Genomic DNA, 21,471 nt, shown 5'->3' with positions numbered 1-21,471 from the left:
GTTTTTACAGTCAGTCAAGTTTAAAATATAACTATTCAATTAATACGGAGGTAACATGGATGGCAAAAAAGAAAGTAGTATTTGAATGTTTAGCCTGCGGATTTCAATCTCCTAAATGGATGGGTAAATGCTCGAATTGTGGTGCGTGGAATCAAATGGAAGAATCTATTGAACAAAAAGAAACTAAAGGACCTAAAAACACATTTAAGTCAGATGTTCCAGTTCAAAAAATAGAAAAATTAAAAGATATTAAAGAAGAAGATACACCTAGAATAAAAACTAAAATCAATGAATTTAACCGTGTCTTAGGTGGGGGAGTCGTACAAGGTTCACTTGTATTAATAGGTGGAGACCCCGGAATTGGGAAATCTACATTACTATTACAAATATGTGCGGCACTATCCCAACAAAAGAATGTGTTATATGTATCAGGTGAAGAATCGGTAAAACAAACTAAACTAAGAGCAGAGCGTTTAGTTGAAGATTCTGGAGAATTAAATGTATATGCAGAAACGAATTTAGAGATTATACACAGTATGGTTCAAAAAGAAAAACCAGATGTATTAGTTATCGATTCTATTCAAACTGTTTATCATCCAGAAGTTACATCTGCGCCAGGTTCAGTTTCTCAAGTGAGAGAATGTACACAAAATTTAATGCACATAGCTAAGCAAATGAATATAGCTACATTCATCGTTGGACATGTAACGAAAGATGGACAAATAGCTGGTCCAAGATTATTAGAACATATGGTAGATACCGTTTTATACTTTGAAGGTGATACACATCATGCTTATCGTATATTGAGAGCAGTTAAAAACCGTTTTGGTTCAACTAATGAAATGGGTATTTTTGAAATGAAACAAACTGGGCTTAATGAAGTAACGAACCCTTCAGAAATGTTTCTCGAAGAAAGAACGAAACATGTGTCTGGTTCGACCATTGTTGCGACGATGGAAGGGACAAGACCTATATTAGTTGAAGTCCAAGCACTTGTAACACCTACAACATTCCATAACCCACGAAGAATGGCTACAGGTATAGATCATAATAGATTAAGCTTGTTAATGGCCGTACTAGAGAAAAAAGAAAACTTCTTATTACAACAGCAAGATGCATATATTAAAATTGCTGGTGGTGTTAAATTGAGCGAGCCTGCTGTAGACTTAAGCATTATCATAGCGATAGCTTCAAGTTTCCAAGATAAACCAACTAAAGGTGATGATTGCTACGTTGGTGAAGTTGGTTTGACGGGTGAAGTAAGAAGGGTAGCAAGAATTGATCAAAGGGTCCAAGAAGCTGCTAAACTCGGATTTAAGCGTATTATTATACCTAAAAATAATATTAAAGGTTTAGAATTTCCAGAAGGCACTGAAGTGATTGGTGTATCAACGACAAGAGAAGCATTGAAACTTGCTTTTAATGCATAATTAACCATTAGGAGGATAACGTATGAAAATTTTAAAGGGACTAATCATATTGTGTTACTTAGTCATAGGTTCCTCGCTTGGTATTATGGTGATTCCAGAACTGATTAATGCGTTTAGTATCCAACCCGAAGAAGTGCTCACTAATTCTTATATTGATGGTCTTATTGGAGCAGTTGTCATTTTCTTATTGTTTGGATTTTTAATAGATAAAATTGTAGACATGGCTGATCAAGGAGAAAAGTATTTATTAAAGAGAAGTATTCTTGAAATATTTTTTGCTACTATCGGTGTGATGATTGGTTTAATGATTGCGGTGATGGTCTCATTTATATTAGAAATGATCGGTGCGCCAGTCTTGAAACATATTTTACCAATAATTATTGCTGCTTTTTTATGTTATTTAGGATTTCAGATTGGCTTGCAAAAGCGTGAAGAGATATTACGATTATTTCCAGAAAGCATATCAAATTCATTAATGAGACAAACAACTTCAAAATACGCGAAAATTTTAGACACAAGTGCGATTATTGATGGACGAATTTTAGATGTTGTGAAATGTCGTTTTATAGATGGTGAAATACTTGTTCCTCAAGGTGTTATAGAAGAGTTGCAAGTAATTGCTGACGCTAAAGATAGTGTTAAACGAGATAAAGGTCAACGTGGATTAGATATTTTAAATTCACTTAAGGAAACGGATTTCTCAATTTCAATAATTGAACCAACTTCTACACATAAAGATGTAGATGCGCTATTAATTACTTTAGCTAAAAAATATAACGCGAGTATTATTACGACAGATTATAATTTGAATAAAGTTTGTGCTGTGCAAGGGATTAAAGTATTGAACGTTAACGATTTGTCAGAAGCTATCAAACCTGTCTTACATCAAGGAGATATTTTCGATTTATTAATCACGAAAATTGGTAAAGAAGATGATCAAGGTGTCGGGTATTTAGATGATGGGACAATGGTTGTTATTGAAAAAGGTAGAGAATGTATTGGTAAAACAATTACAGTTGAGGTTATGAGTTTATTACAAACGTCCTCTGGTAGAATCATATTTGCGAAGAAGGTGTCATAAATTGGGGTTTACTACGATAATACCAGCAGCTGGGCAAGGCAAAAGAATGGGAACCGAAATAAATAAATTATTCCTGGAAGTTGATGGAGAAACAATTATTCGAAGAACCGTGTCTGTTTTTCAAGAAATTGAGAAATGTGAACAAATTTTTATTGCTGCACATCCAAATGAAGTTCATTTAATGGAGGAACATTTAAAAGATTTCAGTAAAGTTGCTGGAGTTATTCCTGGTGGTAAAGAAAGACAACATAGTATCAATGAAGTATTAAAAGTATTAATAGATACAGAAGTTGTTATGGTTCATGATGGTGCTAGACCATTTATTACGCACGAAAAAATAAATCAGCTTTATCAAGAAACTTTAAAAAACAATGCTGTTATATTAGCAGTACAGGCTAAAGATACAATAAAAAGAGTAATCGATGGTGTTGTAGAAGAAACTTATGATCGAGCGACTATGTTTCAAGTACAAACACCTCAATCTTTTAGTAGGAATGTCATTTTACAGGCTTATAATTTAGCTGAAAAAGATGGGTTTATAGGTACTGATGATGCTTCGTTAGTAGAGCGAGCAGGGTACAAGGTACATATTACAAATGGAGATTATGATAACATCAAAATTACAACCCATGAAGACTTAATAATTGCTGATTCTATATTAGAAAGACGAGGTAATTGTGATGTTTAGAATAGGTTATGGTTATGACGTACATGAATTTGATCAAACAAGGCCGCTTATAATTGGTGGCATTAAAGTAGAATATACTCACGGATTAAAAGGGCATAGTGATGCTGATGTATTACTCCACGCAATTACGGATGCTATTCTTGGTGCTGCCAGTCTCGGTGATATAGGTAAACTTTTTCCAGATACAGATCCTGCATTTAAAAATGCGGATTCAAAACGGTTATTAAATGAAGCTTATAAACAAGTTTTGAAAAAGGGATATAAACTTGGAAATGTAGATGCTACAATTATAGCTGAACAACCAAAATTTAGACCCCATATAGATAAGATGAGAGACGCAATTGCTTCAATATTTGAAGTGTCTATTGAGGATGTAAATGTGAAAGCGACTACTAATGAAAAATTAGGATTTCTAGGAAGAGAAGAAGGCATACAAGCGCAAGCTGTGGTATTATTAACAAGTAAAGAATAAAACAGGAGTGAGACGATGAGTAACAAAGTAAGAGTAAGATACGCGCCAAGTCCGACTGGTTACTTACACATCGGTAACGCAAGAACCGCATTATTTAACTATTTATTTGCTAAACATTATGATGGGGATTTTGTTATACGTATTGAAGATACTGATATAGCCAGAAATTTAGAAGACGGAGAAGCGTCACAATTTTCTAACCTTGAATGGTTAGGATTAGGATGGGATGAATCTGTCAATAAAGACGGAGGATATGGTCCATATCGCCAATCAGAGCGCGGACATTTATATCAACCATTAATTGACCAATTATTAGCCGAAGATAAAGCTTATAAATGTTATATGACTTCAGAAGAATTAGAAGCTGAACGCGAAGAACAAATCGCTAGAGGAGAAATGCCTCGTTACGGTGGTAAACACGCACATTTAACTAAAGAAGAACAAGAGGCTTTTGAAGCAGAAGGCAGACAACCAAGTATTCGTTTCAGAGTACCACAAAATACTGAATATAAGTTCGACGACATCGTTAAAGGTGAAGTTGCATTTGATTCAAATGGTATTGGTGACTGGGTTATTTGTAAAAAAGATGGTATACCAACTTATAACTTTGCTGTTGCAATTGATGATTATTATATGGAAATTTCTCACGTTATTCGTGGTGATGATCATATTTCAAACACGCCTAAACAACTTATGATATATGAAGCTTTAGGTTTTGAACCGCCACAATTTGCGCACATGACGTTAATCGTTAATGAAGACCGCAAAAAATTAAGTAAACGTGATGGACAAATTCTACAGTTTATTGAACAATATAAAGATTTAGGTTATTTACCTGAAGCAATCTTTAATTTTATCGGATTATTAGGATGGTCTCCAGAAGGCGAAGAAGAACTCTTCTCTAAAGAAGAATTCATTAAAATCTTCGATGAAAAACGCCTTTCAAAATCACCAGCTTTCTTCGATAAGAAAAAATTAGAGTGGATTAATAACCAATACATGAAAGAAAAAGATTCTGAAACAGTCTTTGAAATGACAATTCCACATATGGTTAAAGCTGGTTTGTTATCAGAAAGTCCTTCAGAAGCGGAATTATCTTGGGCAAGAGATTTAGTAGGTTTATATCAACAACAAATGAGCTATGCAGGCGAAATTGTTCCGTTATCTGAACTATTTTTCAGAGAACATCTTGATTTCACTGAAGAAGCACAAGAAGTCTTAGATGGTGAACAAGTACCAACTGTAATGGCTGAGCTTGTAAAACAACTTGAAACTTTAGAGCCATTTGAATCAGCCGAAATTAAAAAATCTATTAAAGCAGTACAAAAAGAAACAGGCATCAAAGGTAAACAATTATTTATGCCTATTCGAGTTGCTGTTTCAGGTCAAACACATGGCCCAGAGTTACCTAACACAATCGAGTTATTAGGTAGAGATAAAGTGTTAGCAAGATTAAAACGTTTCGTTTGATTTTTTTAAAACAAGACTCTATGATGAAAATGACTTAAAGGATAAGTAGTTTGGATAATGTGAAATTAGAGAGTACATGGTTGCTGAAAATGTGCCACATTATATAAACGAATGCACCTTTATTATACAAGGTAAATATATCAATATTTAAATGAGTGAGCATTTTAAAATGCTAAAAAGAGTGGAACCGTGCAAAAAGGCACCTCTAGCAACTATTGTTAGAGGCGCCTTTTTGTTATCTGAGGGGGGATTTAAATGTTTAGAAGAGTCAAAGATGATATTCAAATGGTATTTGATCAAGACCCAGCAGCAAGGTCTTCATTTGAAATCGTTATGACTTACTCAGGGCTGCATGCTATATGGAGTTATTTGATTGCAAATTGGTTCTTTAAAAAGAAAATGTACTTTATTGCAAGATCAATATCGCAAATATCTCGATTCTTTACGGGTGTCGAGATTCATCCAGGCGCTACTATTGGAAAGAGGTTATTTATAGACCATGGTATGGGGATTGTAATAGGTGAAACATGTCGTATTGGAAACAATGTGACAATCTACCAAGGTGTGACACTAGGCGGAACTGGTAAAGAGCGAGGGAAAAGACATCCCGATATCGGTGATAATGTTTTAATAGCTGCTGGTGCAAAAGTACTTGGCAATATAGAAGTTGGAAGTAATGTGAATATTGGAGCGAACTCAGTCGTGTTAAAAGATGTTCCAGATTACTCTACTGTTGTTGGCATACCAGGTAGAATTGTTAAGCAAGATGGATTGAAAGTCGGTAAGAACTTTAATCATACTAATTTACCAGATCCTATATATGAACAATTAAAAGAATTGGAACGTCAACTTGAAAAGACGAAGAATGGAGAGATTGTTGATGATTACGTTATATAATACGTTAACGAGACAAAAGGAAAAATTTATTCCCATTGAAGAAGGGAAAGTAAAGATGTATGTTTGTGGTCCAACTGTTTACAACTACATTCATATAGGGAATGCTAGAGCGACAGTTGCCTTTGATGTTGTAAGGAGATATTTAGAATATCGTGGATATGATGTCCAATATGTATCTAACTTTACTGATGTTGATGATAAATTAATTAAGACCGCAAATGAATTAGGTGAAACAGTACCTGAAATTGCAGATCGTTTTATAGAAGCATTCTACGAAGACACTGGGGCATTAAATTGTAAACGTGGTACGTCTAATCCAAGAGTTATGGATCATATGGACGATATCATTGCTTTTATAAAGGTACTTGTGGAAAAAGGATATGCATATGAAAGTGGCGGCGATGTTTATTATCGTACGCGACGTTTTGATGACTATGGTAAGTTAAGTCACCAATCTTTAGACGACTTAAAAGTTGGTGCAAGAATTGAAACTGGTGAACAAAAAGAAGACGAACTAGACTTCACATTATGGAAACAAGCTAAACCCGGCGAAATTAAATGGGATAGTCCATGGGGTGAAGGAAGACCAGGATGGCATATAGAATGTTCAGTAATGGCACAAGTTCACTTAGGTGATACAATTGACATCCATGCAGGTGGGACAGATTTACAATTCCCTCACCATGAAAATGAAATAGCACAATCAGAAGCGCACAATGACAAGACCTTCGCTAATTATTGGATGCATAATGGTTTTGTAAATATAAATAATGAAAAAATGAGTAAATCATTAGGGAACTTTATTTTAGTGCATGACATTATTAAAGAAATTGACCCAGATGTATTAAGGTTCTTTATGGTTGGTGCGCATTATAGAAATCCAATCAACTATGATTTGGATCTCGTTCAGTCGGCAAATAAAGGGTTAGAAAGAATACGTAATAGTTATAAATCATTAACGGATAGAGAAAGTTTTGCATTACGTGAAAATGATGAAACGAATCAATATATTGAAAACATCAATCAAATATTACTAGACTTTGAAACATATATGGATGATGATTTTAATACTGCTAATGCTATGACAGCTTGGTATGATTTAAATAAATTAGCGAATAAATACTTATTAGAAAATACAACTTCAACACAAACTATTCAACGCTTTAAAGAAGTATATCAAGTTTTTAGCGACGTATTAGGTGTGCCTTTAGTTGGTAAAGCTCAAAATGAATTGTTAGATGAAGAAATTGAAGCGTTAATAGAAGAGCGTAATGAAGCAAGGAAAGCTAAAAATTTCCAAAGAGCCGATGAAATTAGAGATGCGCTTAAAGAACAAAACATTATTCTTGAAGACACAGCTCAAGGTGTGAGGTTTAAACGTGGATAAATTAACAGTAAAAATGTTAAATCCTTTATCTTTAGCGTATATGGGAGACTCGATTTTAGATACTTATGTTCGAAAGCATATTATTCTTAAAATTAAAGGTAAGCCGAATCGTTTACATCAATTATCTAAGCAATATGTTTCTGCAAAAGGACAAGCCTTTGCACTTAATATATTGATAGAAGAATCTTTTTTTAATGAAGAAGAATTAGATATTATTAAACGTGGTCGAAATGCAAAGAGTTATACGAAAGCTAAGAATACAGACATTCAGACCTATAGAAAAAGTTCGGCAATTGAAGCGGTTCTTGGCTATTTATTTTTAATAGATGAAACAGAACGATTAGAAGCACTAATAAATAAAATGATAGAAATTACAGAAGAAAGGGTGAGTGCGAATGGATGAATCCATCATTGTTGGTAGACATGCGGTAAAAGAGGCTATAACTTCAGGGCATACAATTAATAAAGTGCTTATTCAAGAAGGTATCAATAAGAAACAAATTGGTGAAATTTTAAAAATTGCAAAAACTAAAAAAATAGTTGTTCAAACTGTACCTAAATCAAAAATTGATTACCTGACAGATGTTCCACATCAAGGGATTGCTGCACTAATTGCACCATATCCATATAAAGAACTGGAAGATTTCATTTCCGAAACGAAAGATATAGATCATCAACCTTGCTTATTAATGTTAGATGGTTTAGAAGATCCACATAATTTAGGCTCAATAATGAGAACTGCTGATGCTATCGGCATTGATGGAATTATCATACCGAAAAGAAGATCAGTTCAGCTAAATGCAACTGTAGCTAAAGCGTCTACTGGCGCAATTCAACATGTTCCAGTAATTCGAGTTACAAATTTACCGCATACTATTGAACGTCTTCAAGATGTTGGCTATTGGGTTGCGGGTACTGATGCTAAGAATGCAACAGACTATCGCCAAATGGATGCTGGAATGCCGTTAGTAATTGTTATTGGTAGTGAAGGTGAAGGAATGAGTCGACTAGTTAAAGATAAGTGTGACTTTCTTATTAAATTACCAATGGTCGGGCACGTAAACAGTTTAAATGCATCAGTTGCGGCAAGTCTATTGATGTATGAAGTATATCGTAAAAGGCATCCTATAGGTCAGTCATAATGAAAGATATCTATTTAATTATCGATGGCTATAATTTAATAGGGCAGTCAAAGGAGTTATCTTCAATTGCTCAAGTTTCTTTAGAAGAAGCGAGAGACAAACTGTTAATCACACTTATTAATTACAATACACAACATGATGGTGAGATGATTGTAGTTTTTGATGCTTATGGCGTAGAAGGCACAGAATCTATTGAAATTAAACATGGTGTAAAAGTAGTTTATACAAAAGGTAAAGAAACGGCAGATAGCTACATTGAGAAATTAACATATGAATTATATAGAAAGCACATCACACATATAACAGTAGTAACAAGTGATATGAGTGAACAACATGCTATTTTTGGTTCGGGTGCATATAGAATTTCTTCGAGAGAAATGTGGTCGACGATTGCCAATCAAGAATCTGTAGTAACGAAACACTTATCAGAAATAGAAACAAAAACACCTAGAAACAGATTGGACTTGCCAGATGAAGTTCTGCAGCAATTTGAAAAATGGAGAAGAAATAACAAGTAAACATTATTTTTTGAAGTTTGATTAAAAAGTACTGTGCTCTGTAAAATATGTTCATCACTAATACGAGGAATGGACATCATGTATGACATAATTACAGAGCAACAACTTTTAAAATGGATTCATGCTATACAACAAGGTGAAAAAGAAACATTTAATCAACTATTAAATGTTTTTGAAAAAGACATCATAAAAAGATTGAACGCTTTAAGGTTATCTATTGAAGATAAAGAAGATATTGCACAGGTGATTAGATATAAATTATATAAGCAAGCGCTGACTTTTGATTTTCAAAAGGAGGAGTCTTTTGCTCATTGTGTGAACGTTATTATTAAAAATGCTAAAATTGATTATATACGTAAAACAAAAAGCGAGAAATATAAACTGCATACAGAATCGTTGCGTATAGATGAGTTAAGTAGTGAATCGTATAGTTTAGCGGAACGTATCTATGATATCAATGCTCCGTCGTTTGAAGATGCTGTGTTAATAGAAAGTTTTCTATTATATTTATTTAAATGTAAAAAGTTAACTACTATGGAAGCAAACGTAGTAAAATTAACTTTGCAAGGAAAAACAAAAAAAGAAATATCGACAGAATTAAATATCCCAGTGAAGCATATATATAACGCACAATACCAATTAAAAAAGAAACTCAATAAAGCTGAAATTACTTCAGCTCTGTTTGACAATTAGGTGTTTTGTTTTGTATATTAATCTAGGATTAGAATGAATTAGGTGATAAGATGAGAAAAGTCCCTTTAAATTGCGAGAAATGCGGAGCTAGGAATTATACAGTCCCTAAAAAAGATACAGATGAACGATTAGAGCTAAAAAAGTTTTGTAAAACTTGTAATACGCATACATTGCATAAAGAATCCATCTAAAAGGAGGAAAATCAATGGCTAAAAAAGAAAACTTCTTTCAAGGCGTAAAATCCGAAATGCAAAAAACAAGTTGGCCAACAGGCAAAGAACTTGTTAAATATACAACGATAGTGGTGTGTACAGTAATCTTTTTCTTAATCTTTTTCTATGCATTAGATTTAGGAATTACAGAATTAATTAATTTTATTAGATAGTAAGGAGTGGCAAAATGTCAGAAGATATAGGCGCTAAACGATGGTACGCAGTCCACACTTATTCAGGTTATGAAAATAAAGTTAAAACTAACCTTGAAAAGCGTGTAGATACAATGAATATGCAAGAACAAATCTTTAGAGTTGTAATTCCAGAAGAAGAAGAAACTTCTATTAAAGATGGTAAAGCGAAAACAACAATTAAAAAGACATTTCCAGGTTATGTATTAGTAGAATTAATCATGACAGATGAATCATGGTATATTGTCAGAAATACACCTGGTGTTACAGGATTTGTTGGATCTGCAGGTGCAGGTTCTAAACCTAACCCACTATTACCTGATGAAGCGAAATTTATTTTGAAACAAATGGGTATGTCAGAAAAAACAGTCGATGTTAAAGTTGAACTAGGTGAGCAAGTTCGTGTAACAAGTGGTCCGTTTAGTAACCAAGTTGGTGAAATTAAAGAAATAGATGTTGAGAAGTATAAATTAACTGTACTTGTAGATATGTTTGGTAGAGAAACACCGGTTGAAGTAGAATTCGACCAAATTGAAAAGTTGTAAAAAAACACTTGAAATTTTAAAATTTCAATGTTATTATTTAAAGGTCGCGCTCGGACTATGCGCAACCATTTCATTACGAAATGAAGAGTGGGAGGGTAAAATATCATTACCCCATGACCACATCACGATATCAAGGAGGTGCACATCGTGGCTAAAAAAGTAGTTAAAGTAGTTAAATTGCAAATTCCTGCAGGTAAAGCGAATCCAGCACCACCAGTTGGTCCTGCATTAGGTCAAGCCGGTGTGAATATTATGGGATTCTGTAAAGAATTCAACGCTCGTACACAAGAGCAAGCAGGTTTAATCATTCCAGTTGAAATTACAGTATTTGAAGATCGTTCATTTACTTTCATCACTAAGACACCACCTGCAGCAGTATTACTTAAAAAAGCAGCTAAAGTAGAAAAAGGTTCAGGTGAACCTAACAAAACTAAAGTTGCAACAGTAACTCAAGACCAAGTACGTGAAATTGCTAACACTAAAATGCCTGACTTAAATGCAGCATCTGAAGAAGCAGCTATACGTATCGTTGAAGGTACTGCACGTAGTATGGGTATTGTCGTAGAATAATCGAAATTTTAAGTTTAAGCAGGCGGCTGTTTCGCTGTCTGCTATTGCATTGTCTTTATAGCAATGCACGTGGGAGGTAACATTCCGCTAAAACCACTAAAGGAGGAAAAACAATATGGCTAAAAAAGGTAAAAAGTATCAAGAAGCAATTGCTAAAGTTGACCGTAATTCAACATATGAAATAGAAGAAGCGATCAAATTAGCAAAAGAAACAAGTACTGTTAACTTTGATGCATCTGTAGAAGTTGCATTTCGTTTAGGTATTGATACTCGTAAAAATGACCAACAAATCCGTGGTGCTGTAGTATTACCACACGGTACTGGTAAAACACAACGTGTATTAGTATTCGCTAAAGGCGATAAAATTAAAGAAGCAGAAGAAGCTGGAGCAGACTATGTAGGTGAAGAATACATTAATAAAATCAACCAAGGTTGGTTCGAATTTGATGTAATCGTAGCTACACCTGATATGATGGGTGAAGTTGGTAAACTTGGTCGTGTATTAGGACCTAAAGGTTTAATGCCAAACCCTAAAACTGGTACAGTTACTATGGATATCCAAAAAGCAGTCGGAGAAATTAAAGCAGGTAAAGTAGAATACCGTGCTGAAAAATCTGGTATTGTTCATGCATCTATTGGTAAAGTATCATTTGAAGAGCAACAATTAGTTGAAAACTTCAAAACAATCAAAGATACATTAACAAAAGCTAAACCATCATCATCTAAAGGTACTTACTTCAAGTCTGTTGCTGTTACAACAACAATGGGCCCTGGTATCAAAGTTGATACTTCAAGCTTCAAACTTTAAAATATAAATATATTGACTTCACGTCCGAAACGCGTTATAGTTTTTGATGTGTAATATTTAACCTAAGACAGTAGGAGTTCATTTTTGGACTTAAAAGTTAATCCTACCGAGGCCTAAATTGACTTGAACGTATAAATTTCAAGCACTTTTTGCCGTAGGTAAAAAGTGCTTTTTTGTTGAGAAACCTCATCATAAAAGCACGTGATAAATAATATGGAGGTGTAAAGATGTCTAATTCAAAAATCGTTGAAGTAAAACAACAAAAAGTTGATCTAATTTCAGAACAATTTAAAAATTCTGTTTCAACAATTATTGTGGATTACCGTGGTTTAACAGTTGCGCAAGTTACTGAATTACGTAAACAATTACGTGAAGCTGGTATCGAATATAAAGTTTACAAAAATACTTTAGTTCGTCGTGCTGCTGAAGCTGCTGGAATCGAAGGTTTAGAAGAATCATTAACTGGTCCTAACGCAATTGCTTTTTCAAATGAAGAAGTTGTTGAGCCAGCGAAAATTCTTGCTGACTTTGCTAAAGCAAACGAAGCATTAGAAATCAAAGCAGGTGTTATTGAAGGACAAGTTGTTTCTGCAGAAGAAGTTAACACAATCGGTTCATTACCATCAAAAGATGGTCTTGTATCAATGTTACTATCTGTATTACAAGCTCCAGTTCGTAACTTTGCTTATGCAGTTAAAGCTGTTGGAGAACAAAAAGAAGAAAGTGCTGAATAATTCAGCAACAAATAAAATCAATTAATGGAGGATATATATCATGACTAATGAAAAAATTATCGAAGAAATCAAAGAAATGTCAGTATTAGAATTAAACGACTTAGTAAAAGCTATTGAAGAAGAATTTGGTGTAACAGCAGCAGCTCCAGTAGCAGCAGCTGGCGCAGCTGGTGCAGACGCAGCAGCTGAACAAACTGAATTCAACGTTGAATTAACTTCAGCTGGAGATTCAAAAATTAAAGTTGTTAAAGCAGTTAAAGAAATAACTGGTTTAGGCTTAAAAGAAGCTAAAGAAATCGTAGACAACGCTCCTAAAGTTGTTAAAGAAGGTTTATCTAAAGAAGACGCTGAAGCTTTAAAAGAAAAATTAGAAGAAGTTGGCGCATCTGTAGAAGTAAAATAATCTCCGTATTAAATCAAAAACCCGTTATTATCATGATAACGGGTTTTTCTTTACTCATTAAATGCAATAAAGAGGTGGCGTAATGAGTCATTATTTTGATAATGATCCAAATGTGAAGTCGGAACGAGAAAATTTCGATTATTTCTACCGCGACATCAAACTCTCCCTTCAGACAGATCATGGTGTTTTCTCAAAAGGGAAAATAGATTTTGGATCTGATTTATTAGTTTCTACTTTTTTAAATGCTAACCCCCCTGGTCCTAAAAAGAAAATATTGGATGTAGGTTGCGGATACGGTCCTATAGGTTTAATGTGTGCAAAAGTACTTCCTCATAGTGAAATAACATTAGTGGATGTTAACGAACGCGCATTGGACTTAGCGAAAGAGAATAAAAAGATTAATCAAATTAGCAATGCAGACATAAAAACGAGCAATTGTTTAGATGCTGTATTAGATTTGAAATTTGATTATGTACTAACAAATCCACCTATAAGAGCTGGAAAAGAAGTTGTACATCGAATAATTGAACAAAGTGATGATGTATTAACTAGTGGTGGAGAGCTTTGGGTCGTAATTCAAAAGAAACAAGGAATGCCTTCTGCGAAGAAGAAAATGCAAGCCCTTTATGGCAATGCAGAAACAATAGAAAAAAGCAAGGGTTATTACATTTTAAAAAGTGTAAAAACTTGATTTTGGTGTTTTGTTCTGATATAGTAATAGAATGTTAAAAATTATATTCAATAAGTGTGTACTTTTGCGTCGCCCTTAATTGAATGTTAGGAATAAGTCGTACGAAATAGAAAATGGAATCATTGACTTTCCGTTTTCTTTTTGTCTTATTATATTTATTTTGTAAGGCGCAAAGTTATATTCACAATATTTGAGGGGTGAATCTGTTGACAGGTCAACTTATCCAGTATGGAAGACATCGTGTTCGTAGAAGTTATGCGAGAATTTCCGAAATTTTAGAACTACCTAACTTAATCGAGATTCAAACGAAATCATATCAATGGTTTCTTAAAGAAGGTTTACTTGAAATGTTCCGAGACATTTCTCCAATTGATGACTTTACAGGTAACTTATCTTTAGAATTCGTAGATTACCGTTTAGGTGAACCGAAGTATGATTTAGAGGAGTCTAAAAACCGTGATGCGACATATTCCGCGCCATTACGCGTTAAAGTCCGTTTAATCAATAAAGAAACAGGCGAAGTAAAAGACCAAGAAGTATTTATGGGTGATTTCCCATTAATGACTGACACTGGTACTTTCGTAATTAATGGTGCAGAACGTGTTATTGTATCTCAACTTGTACGTTCACCATCCGTTTATTTCAATGAAAAAGTTGATAAAAACGGTAAAGTGAGTTTTGGAACAACTGTAATTCCTAACCGTGGTGCATGGTTAGAGTATGAAACAGATGCGAAAGATGTTCCTTACGTAAGAATAGATAGAACTCGTAAATTACCAATTTCAGTATTAGTCCGTGCACTAGGTTTCTCATCTGATCAAGAAATCATTGATTTACTTGGTGATAATGAATACCTTAGAAACGCATTAGACAAAGATAATACTGAAACAACAGATCAAGCATTGCTTGAAATCTATGAGCGTTTACGTCCGGGAGAACCACCAACAGTAGAGAACGCTAAAAGTTTATTATATTCACGTTTCTTCGACCCAAAACGTTATGATTTAGCAAGCGTAGGTCGTTATAAAATGAATAAAAAATTACATCTTAAACACCGTTTATTCAACCAAACGTTAGCTGAACCTATCGTTGATGTTGAAACAGGTGAAATTGCAGCTGAAGAAGGTACTGTACTAGATCGTCGTAATTTAGATAAAATTATTGACGTATTAGAATCTAACGCTAATATTCATGTATATGAATTAAATAGTGGCGTATTAGATGAACCAGTTGAAGTACAAGCAGTTAAAATTTACATTCCTGGTGATGAAGAAAAACGTACAACAACAGTGATTGGTAATGCGTTCCCTGATGAAGCAGTGAAATGTATTACTCCAGCAGATATTATTTCTTCATTATCATATTTCTTTAACTTGTTACATGGTGTAGGTTATACAGATGACATTGACCACTTAGGTAATCGTCGTTTACGTTCAGTAGGCGAATTATTACAAAACCAATTTAGAATTGGTTTATCACGTATGGAACGTGTCGTACGTGAACGTATGTCAATTCAAGATACTGAATCAATTACACCTCAACAATTAATTAATATTCGTCCAGTTATTGCGTCTATTAAAGAATTCTTTGGTAGTTCTCAATTATCTCAATTCATGGACCAAGCAAACCCATTAGCTGAGTTAACTCATAAACGTCGTCTATCAGCATTAGGACCCGGCGGTTTAACTCGTGAACGTGCTGGTATGGAAGTACGTGACGTTCACTATTCTCACTATGGTCGTATGTGTCCAATTGAAACACCTGAGGGACCAAACATCGGTTTAATTAACTCTTTATCAAGTTATGCGAGAGTTAATGAATTTGGTTTTATTGAAACGCCTTATCGTAAGGTTAATATCGAAACAAACCAAGTTACTGACAGAATTGACTATTTAACAGCTGACGAAGAAGACAGCTATGTTGTAGCGCAAGCAAACTCAGTACTTGATGAAACAGGTAAATTCGTTGATGATGAAGTACTTTGTCGTTTCCGTGGGGATAATACTACGAAACCTAAAGAACGTATGGATTACATGGATGTATCACCTAAACAGGTTGTTTCTGCTGCGACAGCATGTATTCCTTTCTTAGAAAACGATGACTCTAACCGTGCGCTTATGGGTGCAAACATGCAACGTCAAGCAGTGCCTTTAATGAATCCTGAAGCGCCATTTGTTGGTACAGGTATGGAACATGTGACTGCACGTGATTCAGGAGCAGCTGTAGTTGCGAAATTTAAAGGTAGAGTTGAACACGTTGAAGCTAAAGAAATTTTAGTTAGACGTATTGTTGAAGAAAATGGTAAAGAAATCGAAACGGAATTAGACCGTTACCCATTATCTAAATTCAAACGTAGTAACTCTGGTACTTGTTATAATCAACGTCCAATCATTTCGAGTGGTGACATTGTGGATAAAGGTGAAATTTTAGCTGATGGTCCTTCAATGGAATTAGGTGAAATGGCACTTGGTCGTAACGTAGTTGTTGGTTTCATGACATGGGACGGTTATAACTACGAGGATGCTGTAATCATGAGTGAACGTTTAGTTAAAGATGACGTTTACACTTCAATTCACGTTGAAGAGTATGAATCAGAAGCTCGTGATACTAAATTAGGACCTGAAGAAATCACACGTGATATTCCTAACGTTTCTGATAATGCACTTAAAAACTTAGATGATCGTGGTATTGTTTACGTTGGTGCAGAAGTTAAAGATGGGGATATTCTTGTTGGTAAAGTAACGCCTAAAGGTGTAACTGAACTAACTGCTGAAGAAAGATTATTACATGCAATCTTTGGTGAAAAAGCTCGTGAAGTTCGTGATACATCATTACGTGTACCTCATGGTGCAGGTGGTATTGTATTAGATGTTAAAGTATTTAATAGAGAAGAAGGCGATGATTCATTATCTCCAGGTGTTAACCAATTAGTACGTGTATATATCGTTCAAAAACGTAAAATACATGTCGGAGATAAAATGTGTGGTCGTCATGGTAACAAAGGTGTTATTTCTCGTATTTTACCAGAAGAAGATATGCCTTACTTACCAGATGGCACACCAATTGATATCATGTTAAACCCACTAGGTGTACCTTCTCGTATGAATATCGGACAAGTATTAGAACTTCATCTTGGAATGGCAGCTAAGAATTTAGGTATTCATGTTGCTTCACCAGTATTTGATGGTGCAAACGATGATGATGTTTGGTCAACTATTGAAGAAGCAGGTATGGCCCGTGATGGTAAAACTGTACTTTACGATGGTCGTACTGGTGAACCGTTTGACAACCGTGTATCTGTAGGTGTTATGTATATGCTTAAACTTGCACACATGGTAGATGACAAATTGCACGCACGTTCTACTGGACCATACTCACTTGTTACACAACAACCACTGGGCGGTAAAGCACAGTTTGGTGGACAACGTTTCGGTGAGATGGAGGTATGGGCACTTGAAGCTTATGGTGCTGCATATACTTTACAAGAGATTTTAACTTATAAATCTGATGATACTGTAGGTCGTGTTAAAACTTACGAAGCCATCGTAAAAGGTGAAAACATCCCTAAACCGGGTGTTCCTGAATCATTCCGCGTGTTAATGAAAGAGTTACAAAGTTTAGGTCTAGACGTTAAAGTTATGGACGAACATGATAACGAAATCGAAATGCGTGATTTAGAAGATGAAGAAATGATGGACAAGAAAGTTGAGTTAGGTGTTTCACAAGATGCAGCAATAGAAGGACAACAAGTAACTGATTAAAAGTTAATAAAGCGCATTTGGTAAGACATTTGCGCTTTTCATTTGTTATACATTATCAATCAACCGGCACAACTAATTTAAATTGAAGGAGGTAGGCTCCTTGATTGATGTAAATAATTTCCATTACATGAAAATAGGACTTGCTTCACCTGAGAAGATCCGTTCTTGGTCATTTGGTGAAGTGAAAAAACCAGAAACAATTAACTACCGTACGTTAAAACCAGAAAGAGATGGCTTATTCTGTGAGAAAATTTTCGGTCCAACTAAGGACTGGGAATGTAGTTGTGGTAAATATAAAAGAGTACGTTATAAAGGCATGGTTTGTGACAGATGTGGTGTAGAAGTTACGAAATCAAAAGTGCGTCGCGAAAGAATGGGGCACATTGAATTAGCAGCACCAGTTTCTCATATATGGTACTTCAAAGGTATCCCAAGTCGTATGGGACTATTACTTGATATGTCACCACGTTCACTTGAAGAAGTTATATACTTTGCTTCTTATACTGTAATCGATCCAGGTCCAACTGGGCTAGATAAGAAACAACTATTAACTGAAGGCGAATATCGTGAATACTACGATAAATATCCTGGTAAATTCTCAGCAAAAATGGGTGCAGAAGCCATCCGTGATTTATTAAATAATATTGATTTAGAAAAAGAATTAAAATCATTACGTGAAGAATTAGAATCAGCAACTGGACAAAGATTAACTAGAGCAATCAAACGTTTAGAAGTTGTTGAATCATTCCGTCACTCAGGTAACGAACCATCATGGATGATTTTAGATGTGTTACCAATTATCCCACCTGAAATCCGTCCAATGGTTCAATTAGATGGTGGTCGTTTCGCAACAAGTGATTTAAATGATTTATACCGTCGTGTTATTAACCGTAATAATCGTTTGAAACGTTTATTAGACTTAGGTGCACCTGGTATTATCGTTCAAAATGAAAAACGTATGTTACAAGAAGCTGTAGATGCGTTAATCGACAATGGTCGTCGTGGTCGTCCTGTTACAGGACCTGGTAACCGTCCATTGAAATCACTATCACATATGTTAAAAGGTAAACAAGGTCGTTTCCGTCAAAACTTACTTGGTAAACGTGTCGACTATTCAGGTCGTTCAGTTATCGTAGTTGGTCCTAACCTTAAAATGTACCAATGTGGTTTACCGAAAGAAATGGCGCTTGAATTGTTCAAACCTTTCATCATGAAAGAGCTTGTTGAGCGAGAAATAGCGACTAACATCAAGAATGCAAAAGGCAAGATTGAAAGAATGGAAGAAGAAGTTTGGGACGTACTAGAAGATGTTATCAAAGAACATCCAGTATTACTAAACCGTGCACCAACGCTTCACCGTCTAGGTATCCAAGCGTTTGAACCTACATTAGTAGAAGGTCGTGCGATAAGACTTCATCCACTTGTTACAACTGCTTATAACGCTGACTTTGATGGTGACCAAATGGCTGTCCATGTTCCTTTATCAAAAGAAGCACAAGCAGAAGCGCGTATGTTAATGCTTGCAGCACAAAACATTTTAAACCCTAAAGATGGTAAACCAGTTGTTACACCTTCTCAAGATATGGTACTAGGTAACTATTACTTAACACTTGAACGTAAAGGTGCAATGGGAGCTGGAGATATCTTTAGTGAAACAAATGAAGTTATTAAAGCTTACGCAAATGGATATGTACATTTACATTCACGTATAGCAATTCAAGCAAAATCATTAAAAAATCCAACATTCACTGAAGATCAAAATAACAAATTATTACTTACATCTGTTGGTAAAGTTATCTTTAATGAAATTATGCCGGAATCATTCCCATATTTAAATGAACCGACTAATTTCAATCTAGAAAAATCAACACCAGATAAATATTTTGTTTCACCTACTGATTTACCAGAAGGTGGCTTGATTGAATACTTAGAAGATGTTGAACTTGTTAAACCATTCAACAAAAAATTCTTAGGTGAAATCATTGCTGAAATCTTCAATAAATTCCATATTACAGATACTTCAATGATGCTAGATAAGATGAAAGATTTAGGATTTAAATATTCATCTCGTGCTGGTATTACAGTTGGTGTTTCTGATATCGTGGTTCTTCCTGAGAAAGAAGAAATTATCGGAGAAGCAGACCTTAAAGTTGAAAAAGTACAAAAACAATTTGGCCGTGGTTTAATCACTGAAAGCGAACGTTATGCAGCAATTATTGAAATTTGGACTAGAGCGAAAGATGATATTCAAGCTAAATTAATGATGTCATTAGACAGCTTAAACCCAATCTTCATGATGAGTGACTCAGGAGCGCGTGGTAACGCATCTAACTTCACTCAGCTAGCTGGTATGCGTGGTTTGATGGCTAACCCATCTGGTAAAATTATCGAGTTACCGATTAAATCTTCATTCAGAGAAGGTTTAACAGTACTTGAATACTTCATCTCAACTCACGGTGCTCGTAAAGGTCTTGCCGATACAGCACTGAAAACTGCCGATTCAGGTTACTTAACACGTCGTCTAGTTGACGTAGCACAAGATGTTATCGTCAGAGAAGAAGACTGTGGTACTGACCGAGGATTATTAGTTTCTGATATAAGAGAAGGTTCAGAATTAATTGAGCCATTTATTGAACGTATAGAAGGTCGTTACTCTAAAGAAACATTACGTCATCCAGAAACAGACGAAGTGATCATTAAAGTTAACGAACTTATAACAGCAGAAATTGCTAAAATAATCATTGATGCTGGTATTACTGAAATGCATATCCGTTCAGCATTCACTTGTAACACACGTCATGGTGTATGTGAAAAATGTTATGGTAAGAACTTAGCAACTGGTGAACAAGTTGAAGTTGGTGAAGCAGTTGGTACAATTGCTGCACAATCAATTGGTGAACCAGGTACTCAGCTTACAATGCGTACATTCCATACCGGCGGTGTTGCAGGAGCCGATATTACCCAAGGTTTACCTCGTATTCAAGAGTTATTTGAAGCGCGTAATCCTAAAGGTCAAGCGGTAATTTCTGAAATTAACGGTGAAGTAACTGAAATTACTATCGTTAAAGATCGTCAACAAGAAATTAAAGTTAAAGGCGAAAATGAAATCCGTACTTATAACGCTCCTGGTACTTCTCGACTTAAAGTTGAAGAAGGACAATACGTTGAACGTGGTGAAGTAATGACAGAAGGTTCAATTGAACCTAAAGGATTACTAGCAGTAGCAGGATTAAATGCTACACAGAAATACTTACTTAAAGAAGTACAAAAAGTTTACCGTATGCAAGGTGTTGAAATTTCAGATAAACACGTTGAAGTTATGGTTAGACAAATGCTTCGTAAAGTAAGAATTATCGAAGCTGGAGATACTAAATTATTACCAGGTGCATTAGTTGATATTCATACATTTACTGATGCTAACAGAGAAGTATTCGCTACACGTAAACGTCCGGCGACTGCAAAACCTGTATTACTTGGTATTACTAAAGCATCTCTTGAAACTGAAAGTTTCTTATCAGCAGCTTCATTCCAAGAAACAACAAGAGTTCTTACAGATGCTGCCATTAAAGGTAAGCGTGATAACTTACTTGGACTTAAAGAAAATGTTATCATCGGTAAATTGATTCCTGCTGGTACAGGCATGAGAAGATATACTGGCGTTGACTTTGAAAAAGTTGAGAAAAAAGTTTCACCTCAAGAACCAGTCGTTACTGACTAATATATATAGCTGTTCTAGTATCTAGAACAGCTTATATTTTATTATAAAAACACCTTGAAA

General features: G+C 34.9%; 21 protein-coding genes and 1 other annotated feature. All 21 genes read left to right on the top strand.

Annotation, left to right across the window (positions count from 1 at the left end):
* The first annotated feature begins 59 nt into the window (after positions 1 to 59).
* The 21 genes from radA to rpoC all read left to right on the top strand — a co-directional run bounded on the left by radA (position 60) and on the right by rpoC (position 21,411).
* Complete coding sequence (radA, locus tag LQ598_RS05620) at positions 60 to 1,430, top strand: DNA repair protein RadA (protein WP_103322210.1); 1,371 nt, start codon at positions 60 to 62, stop codon at positions 1,428 to 1,430.
* A 22-nt stretch (positions 1,431 to 1,452) separates the two neighbouring features.
* Complete coding sequence (locus tag LQ598_RS05615) at positions 1,453 to 2,511, top strand: PIN/TRAM domain-containing protein (RefSeq protein WP_016911173.1); 1,059 nt, start codon at positions 1,453 to 1,455, stop codon at positions 2,509 to 2,511.
* A 1-nt stretch (position 2,512) separates the two neighbouring features.
* Positions 2,513 to 3,199: a 2-C-methyl-D-erythritol 4-phosphate cytidylyltransferase gene (gene ispD / locus LQ598_RS05610; protein WP_016911172.1), complete on the top strand. Its 687-nt coding sequence runs from the start codon at positions 2,513 to 2,515 to the stop codon at positions 3,197 to 3,199.
* Positions 3,192 to 3,671, top strand: coding sequence for a 2-C-methyl-D-erythritol 2,4-cyclodiphosphate synthase (ispF, locus tag LQ598_RS05605; protein WP_107557150.1), 480 nt, complete (start codon positions 3,192 to 3,194; stop codon positions 3,669 to 3,671). Before ispD ends, ispF begins: the two co-directional genes overlap by 8 nt.
* Before the next feature lie 15 nt (positions 3,672 to 3,686).
* Positions 3,687 to 5,141: a glutamate--tRNA ligase gene (gene gltX, locus LQ598_RS05600; RefSeq protein ID WP_016911170.1), complete on the top strand. Its 1,455-nt coding sequence runs from the start codon at positions 3,687 to 3,689 to the stop codon at positions 5,139 to 5,141.
* A gap of 255 nt (positions 5,142 to 5,396) precedes the next feature.
* On the top strand, positions 5,397 to 6,038 hold the full coding sequence (gene cysE, locus LQ598_RS05595) for a serine O-acetyltransferase (protein ID WP_016911169.1): 642 nt from the start codon (positions 5,397 to 5,399) through the stop codon (positions 6,036 to 6,038).
* On the top strand, positions 6,022 to 7,425 hold the full coding sequence (gene cysS, locus LQ598_RS05590; protein WP_016911168.1) for a cysteine--tRNA ligase: 1,404 nt from the start codon (positions 6,022 to 6,024) through the stop codon (positions 7,423 to 7,425). The genes cysE and cysS overlap by 17 nt, the downstream gene beginning before the upstream one ends.
* 13 nt (positions 7,426 to 7,438) lie before the next feature.
* Positions 7,439 to 7,828 (top strand): Mini-ribonuclease 3, encoded by a 390-nt coding sequence (locus LQ598_RS05585; protein WP_162829036.1) that lies wholly within the window; start codon positions 7,439 to 7,441, stop codon positions 7,826 to 7,828.
* Complete coding sequence (rlmB, locus tag LQ598_RS05580; RefSeq protein ID WP_239745340.1) at positions 7,821 to 8,567, top strand: 23S rRNA (guanosine(2251)-2'-O)-methyltransferase RlmB; 747 nt, start codon at positions 7,821 to 7,823, stop codon at positions 8,565 to 8,567. The genes LQ598_RS05585 and rlmB overlap by 8 nt, the downstream gene beginning before the upstream one ends.
* Positions 8,567 to 9,085: an NYN domain-containing protein gene (locus LQ598_RS05575; protein ID WP_016911165.1), complete on the top strand. Its 519-nt coding sequence runs from the start codon at positions 8,567 to 8,569 to the stop codon at positions 9,083 to 9,085. Before rlmB ends, LQ598_RS05575 begins: the two co-directional genes overlap by 1 nt.
* Positions 9,086 to 9,163: 78 nt before the next feature.
* The gene (locus LQ598_RS05570) at positions 9,164 to 9,778 is read left to right on the top strand and encodes an RNA polymerase sigma factor (protein ID WP_107536377.1); all 615 of its coding nucleotides are present in this window, start codon (positions 9,164 to 9,166) and stop codon (positions 9,776 to 9,778) included.
* A 50-nt stretch (positions 9,779 to 9,828) separates the two neighbouring features.
* Positions 9,829 to 9,969: a 50S ribosomal protein L33 gene (gene rpmG, locus LQ598_RS05565; protein ID WP_083840509.1), complete on the top strand. Its 141-nt coding sequence runs from the start codon at positions 9,829 to 9,831 to the stop codon at positions 9,967 to 9,969.
* A gap of 14 nt (positions 9,970 to 9,983) precedes the next feature.
* The gene (gene secE / locus LQ598_RS05560) at positions 9,984 to 10,163 is read left to right on the top strand and encodes a preprotein translocase subunit SecE (RefSeq protein WP_016911163.1); all 180 of its coding nucleotides are present in this window, start codon (positions 9,984 to 9,986) and stop codon (positions 10,161 to 10,163) included.
* 14 nt (positions 10,164 to 10,177) lie between these two features.
* Entirely contained in the window at positions 10,178 to 10,726 is a 549-nt protein-coding gene (gene nusG / locus LQ598_RS05555; protein WP_016911162.1) for a transcription termination/antitermination protein NusG, read from the top strand.
* 147 nt (positions 10,727 to 10,873) lie between these two features.
* Complete coding sequence (rplK, locus tag LQ598_RS05550; protein WP_016911161.1) at positions 10,874 to 11,296, top strand: 50S ribosomal protein L11; 423 nt, start codon at positions 10,874 to 10,876, stop codon at positions 11,294 to 11,296.
* A 115-nt stretch (positions 11,297 to 11,411) separates the two neighbouring features.
* A complete protein-coding gene (gene rplA / locus LQ598_RS05545) occupies positions 11,412 to 12,104 on the top strand; it encodes a 50S ribosomal protein L1 (protein WP_016911160.1) in 693 nt (230 codons plus the stop codon).
* Positions 12,105 to 12,147: 43 nt separating this feature from the next.
* Positions 12,148 to 12,288: a sequence feature (ribosomal protein L10 leader region), on the top strand.
* Positions 12,289 to 12,331: 43 nt separating this feature from the next.
* Positions 12,332 to 12,838, top strand: coding sequence for a 50S ribosomal protein L10 (rplJ, locus tag LQ598_RS05540; protein ID WP_107536376.1), 507 nt, complete (start codon positions 12,332 to 12,334; stop codon positions 12,836 to 12,838).
* Positions 12,839 to 12,878: 40 nt separating this feature from the next.
* Positions 12,879 to 13,241, top strand: coding sequence for a 50S ribosomal protein L7/L12 (gene rplL, locus LQ598_RS05535; protein WP_016911158.1), 363 nt, complete (start codon positions 12,879 to 12,881; stop codon positions 13,239 to 13,241).
* An 82-nt stretch (positions 13,242 to 13,323) separates the two neighbouring features.
* Positions 13,324 to 13,932, top strand: coding sequence for a class I SAM-dependent methyltransferase (locus tag LQ598_RS05530; RefSeq protein ID WP_107557149.1), 609 nt, complete (start codon positions 13,324 to 13,326; stop codon positions 13,930 to 13,932).
* 206 nt (positions 13,933 to 14,138) lie between these two features.
* Positions 14,139 to 17,693 (top strand): DNA-directed RNA polymerase subunit beta, encoded by a 3,555-nt coding sequence (rpoB, locus tag LQ598_RS05525; RefSeq protein WP_016911156.1) that lies wholly within the window; start codon positions 14,139 to 14,141, stop codon positions 17,691 to 17,693.
* A gap of 100 nt (positions 17,694 to 17,793) precedes the next feature.
* Positions 17,794 to 21,411, top strand: a complete 3,618-nt coding sequence (rpoC, locus tag LQ598_RS05520) for a DNA-directed RNA polymerase subunit beta' (protein WP_107536375.1) — start codon at positions 17,794 to 17,796, stop codon at positions 21,409 to 21,411.
* The last annotated feature ends 60 nt before the right edge of the window (positions 21,412 to 21,471 follow it).

This window comes from Mammaliicoccus sp. F-M27 (assembly GCF_022387115.1).
In the GTDB taxonomy this organism is placed as follows: Bacteria; Bacillota; Bacilli; order Staphylococcales; family Staphylococcaceae; genus Mammaliicoccus; species Mammaliicoccus vitulinus.
This window is presented reverse-complemented; position numbering and strand designations above follow the sequence as displayed.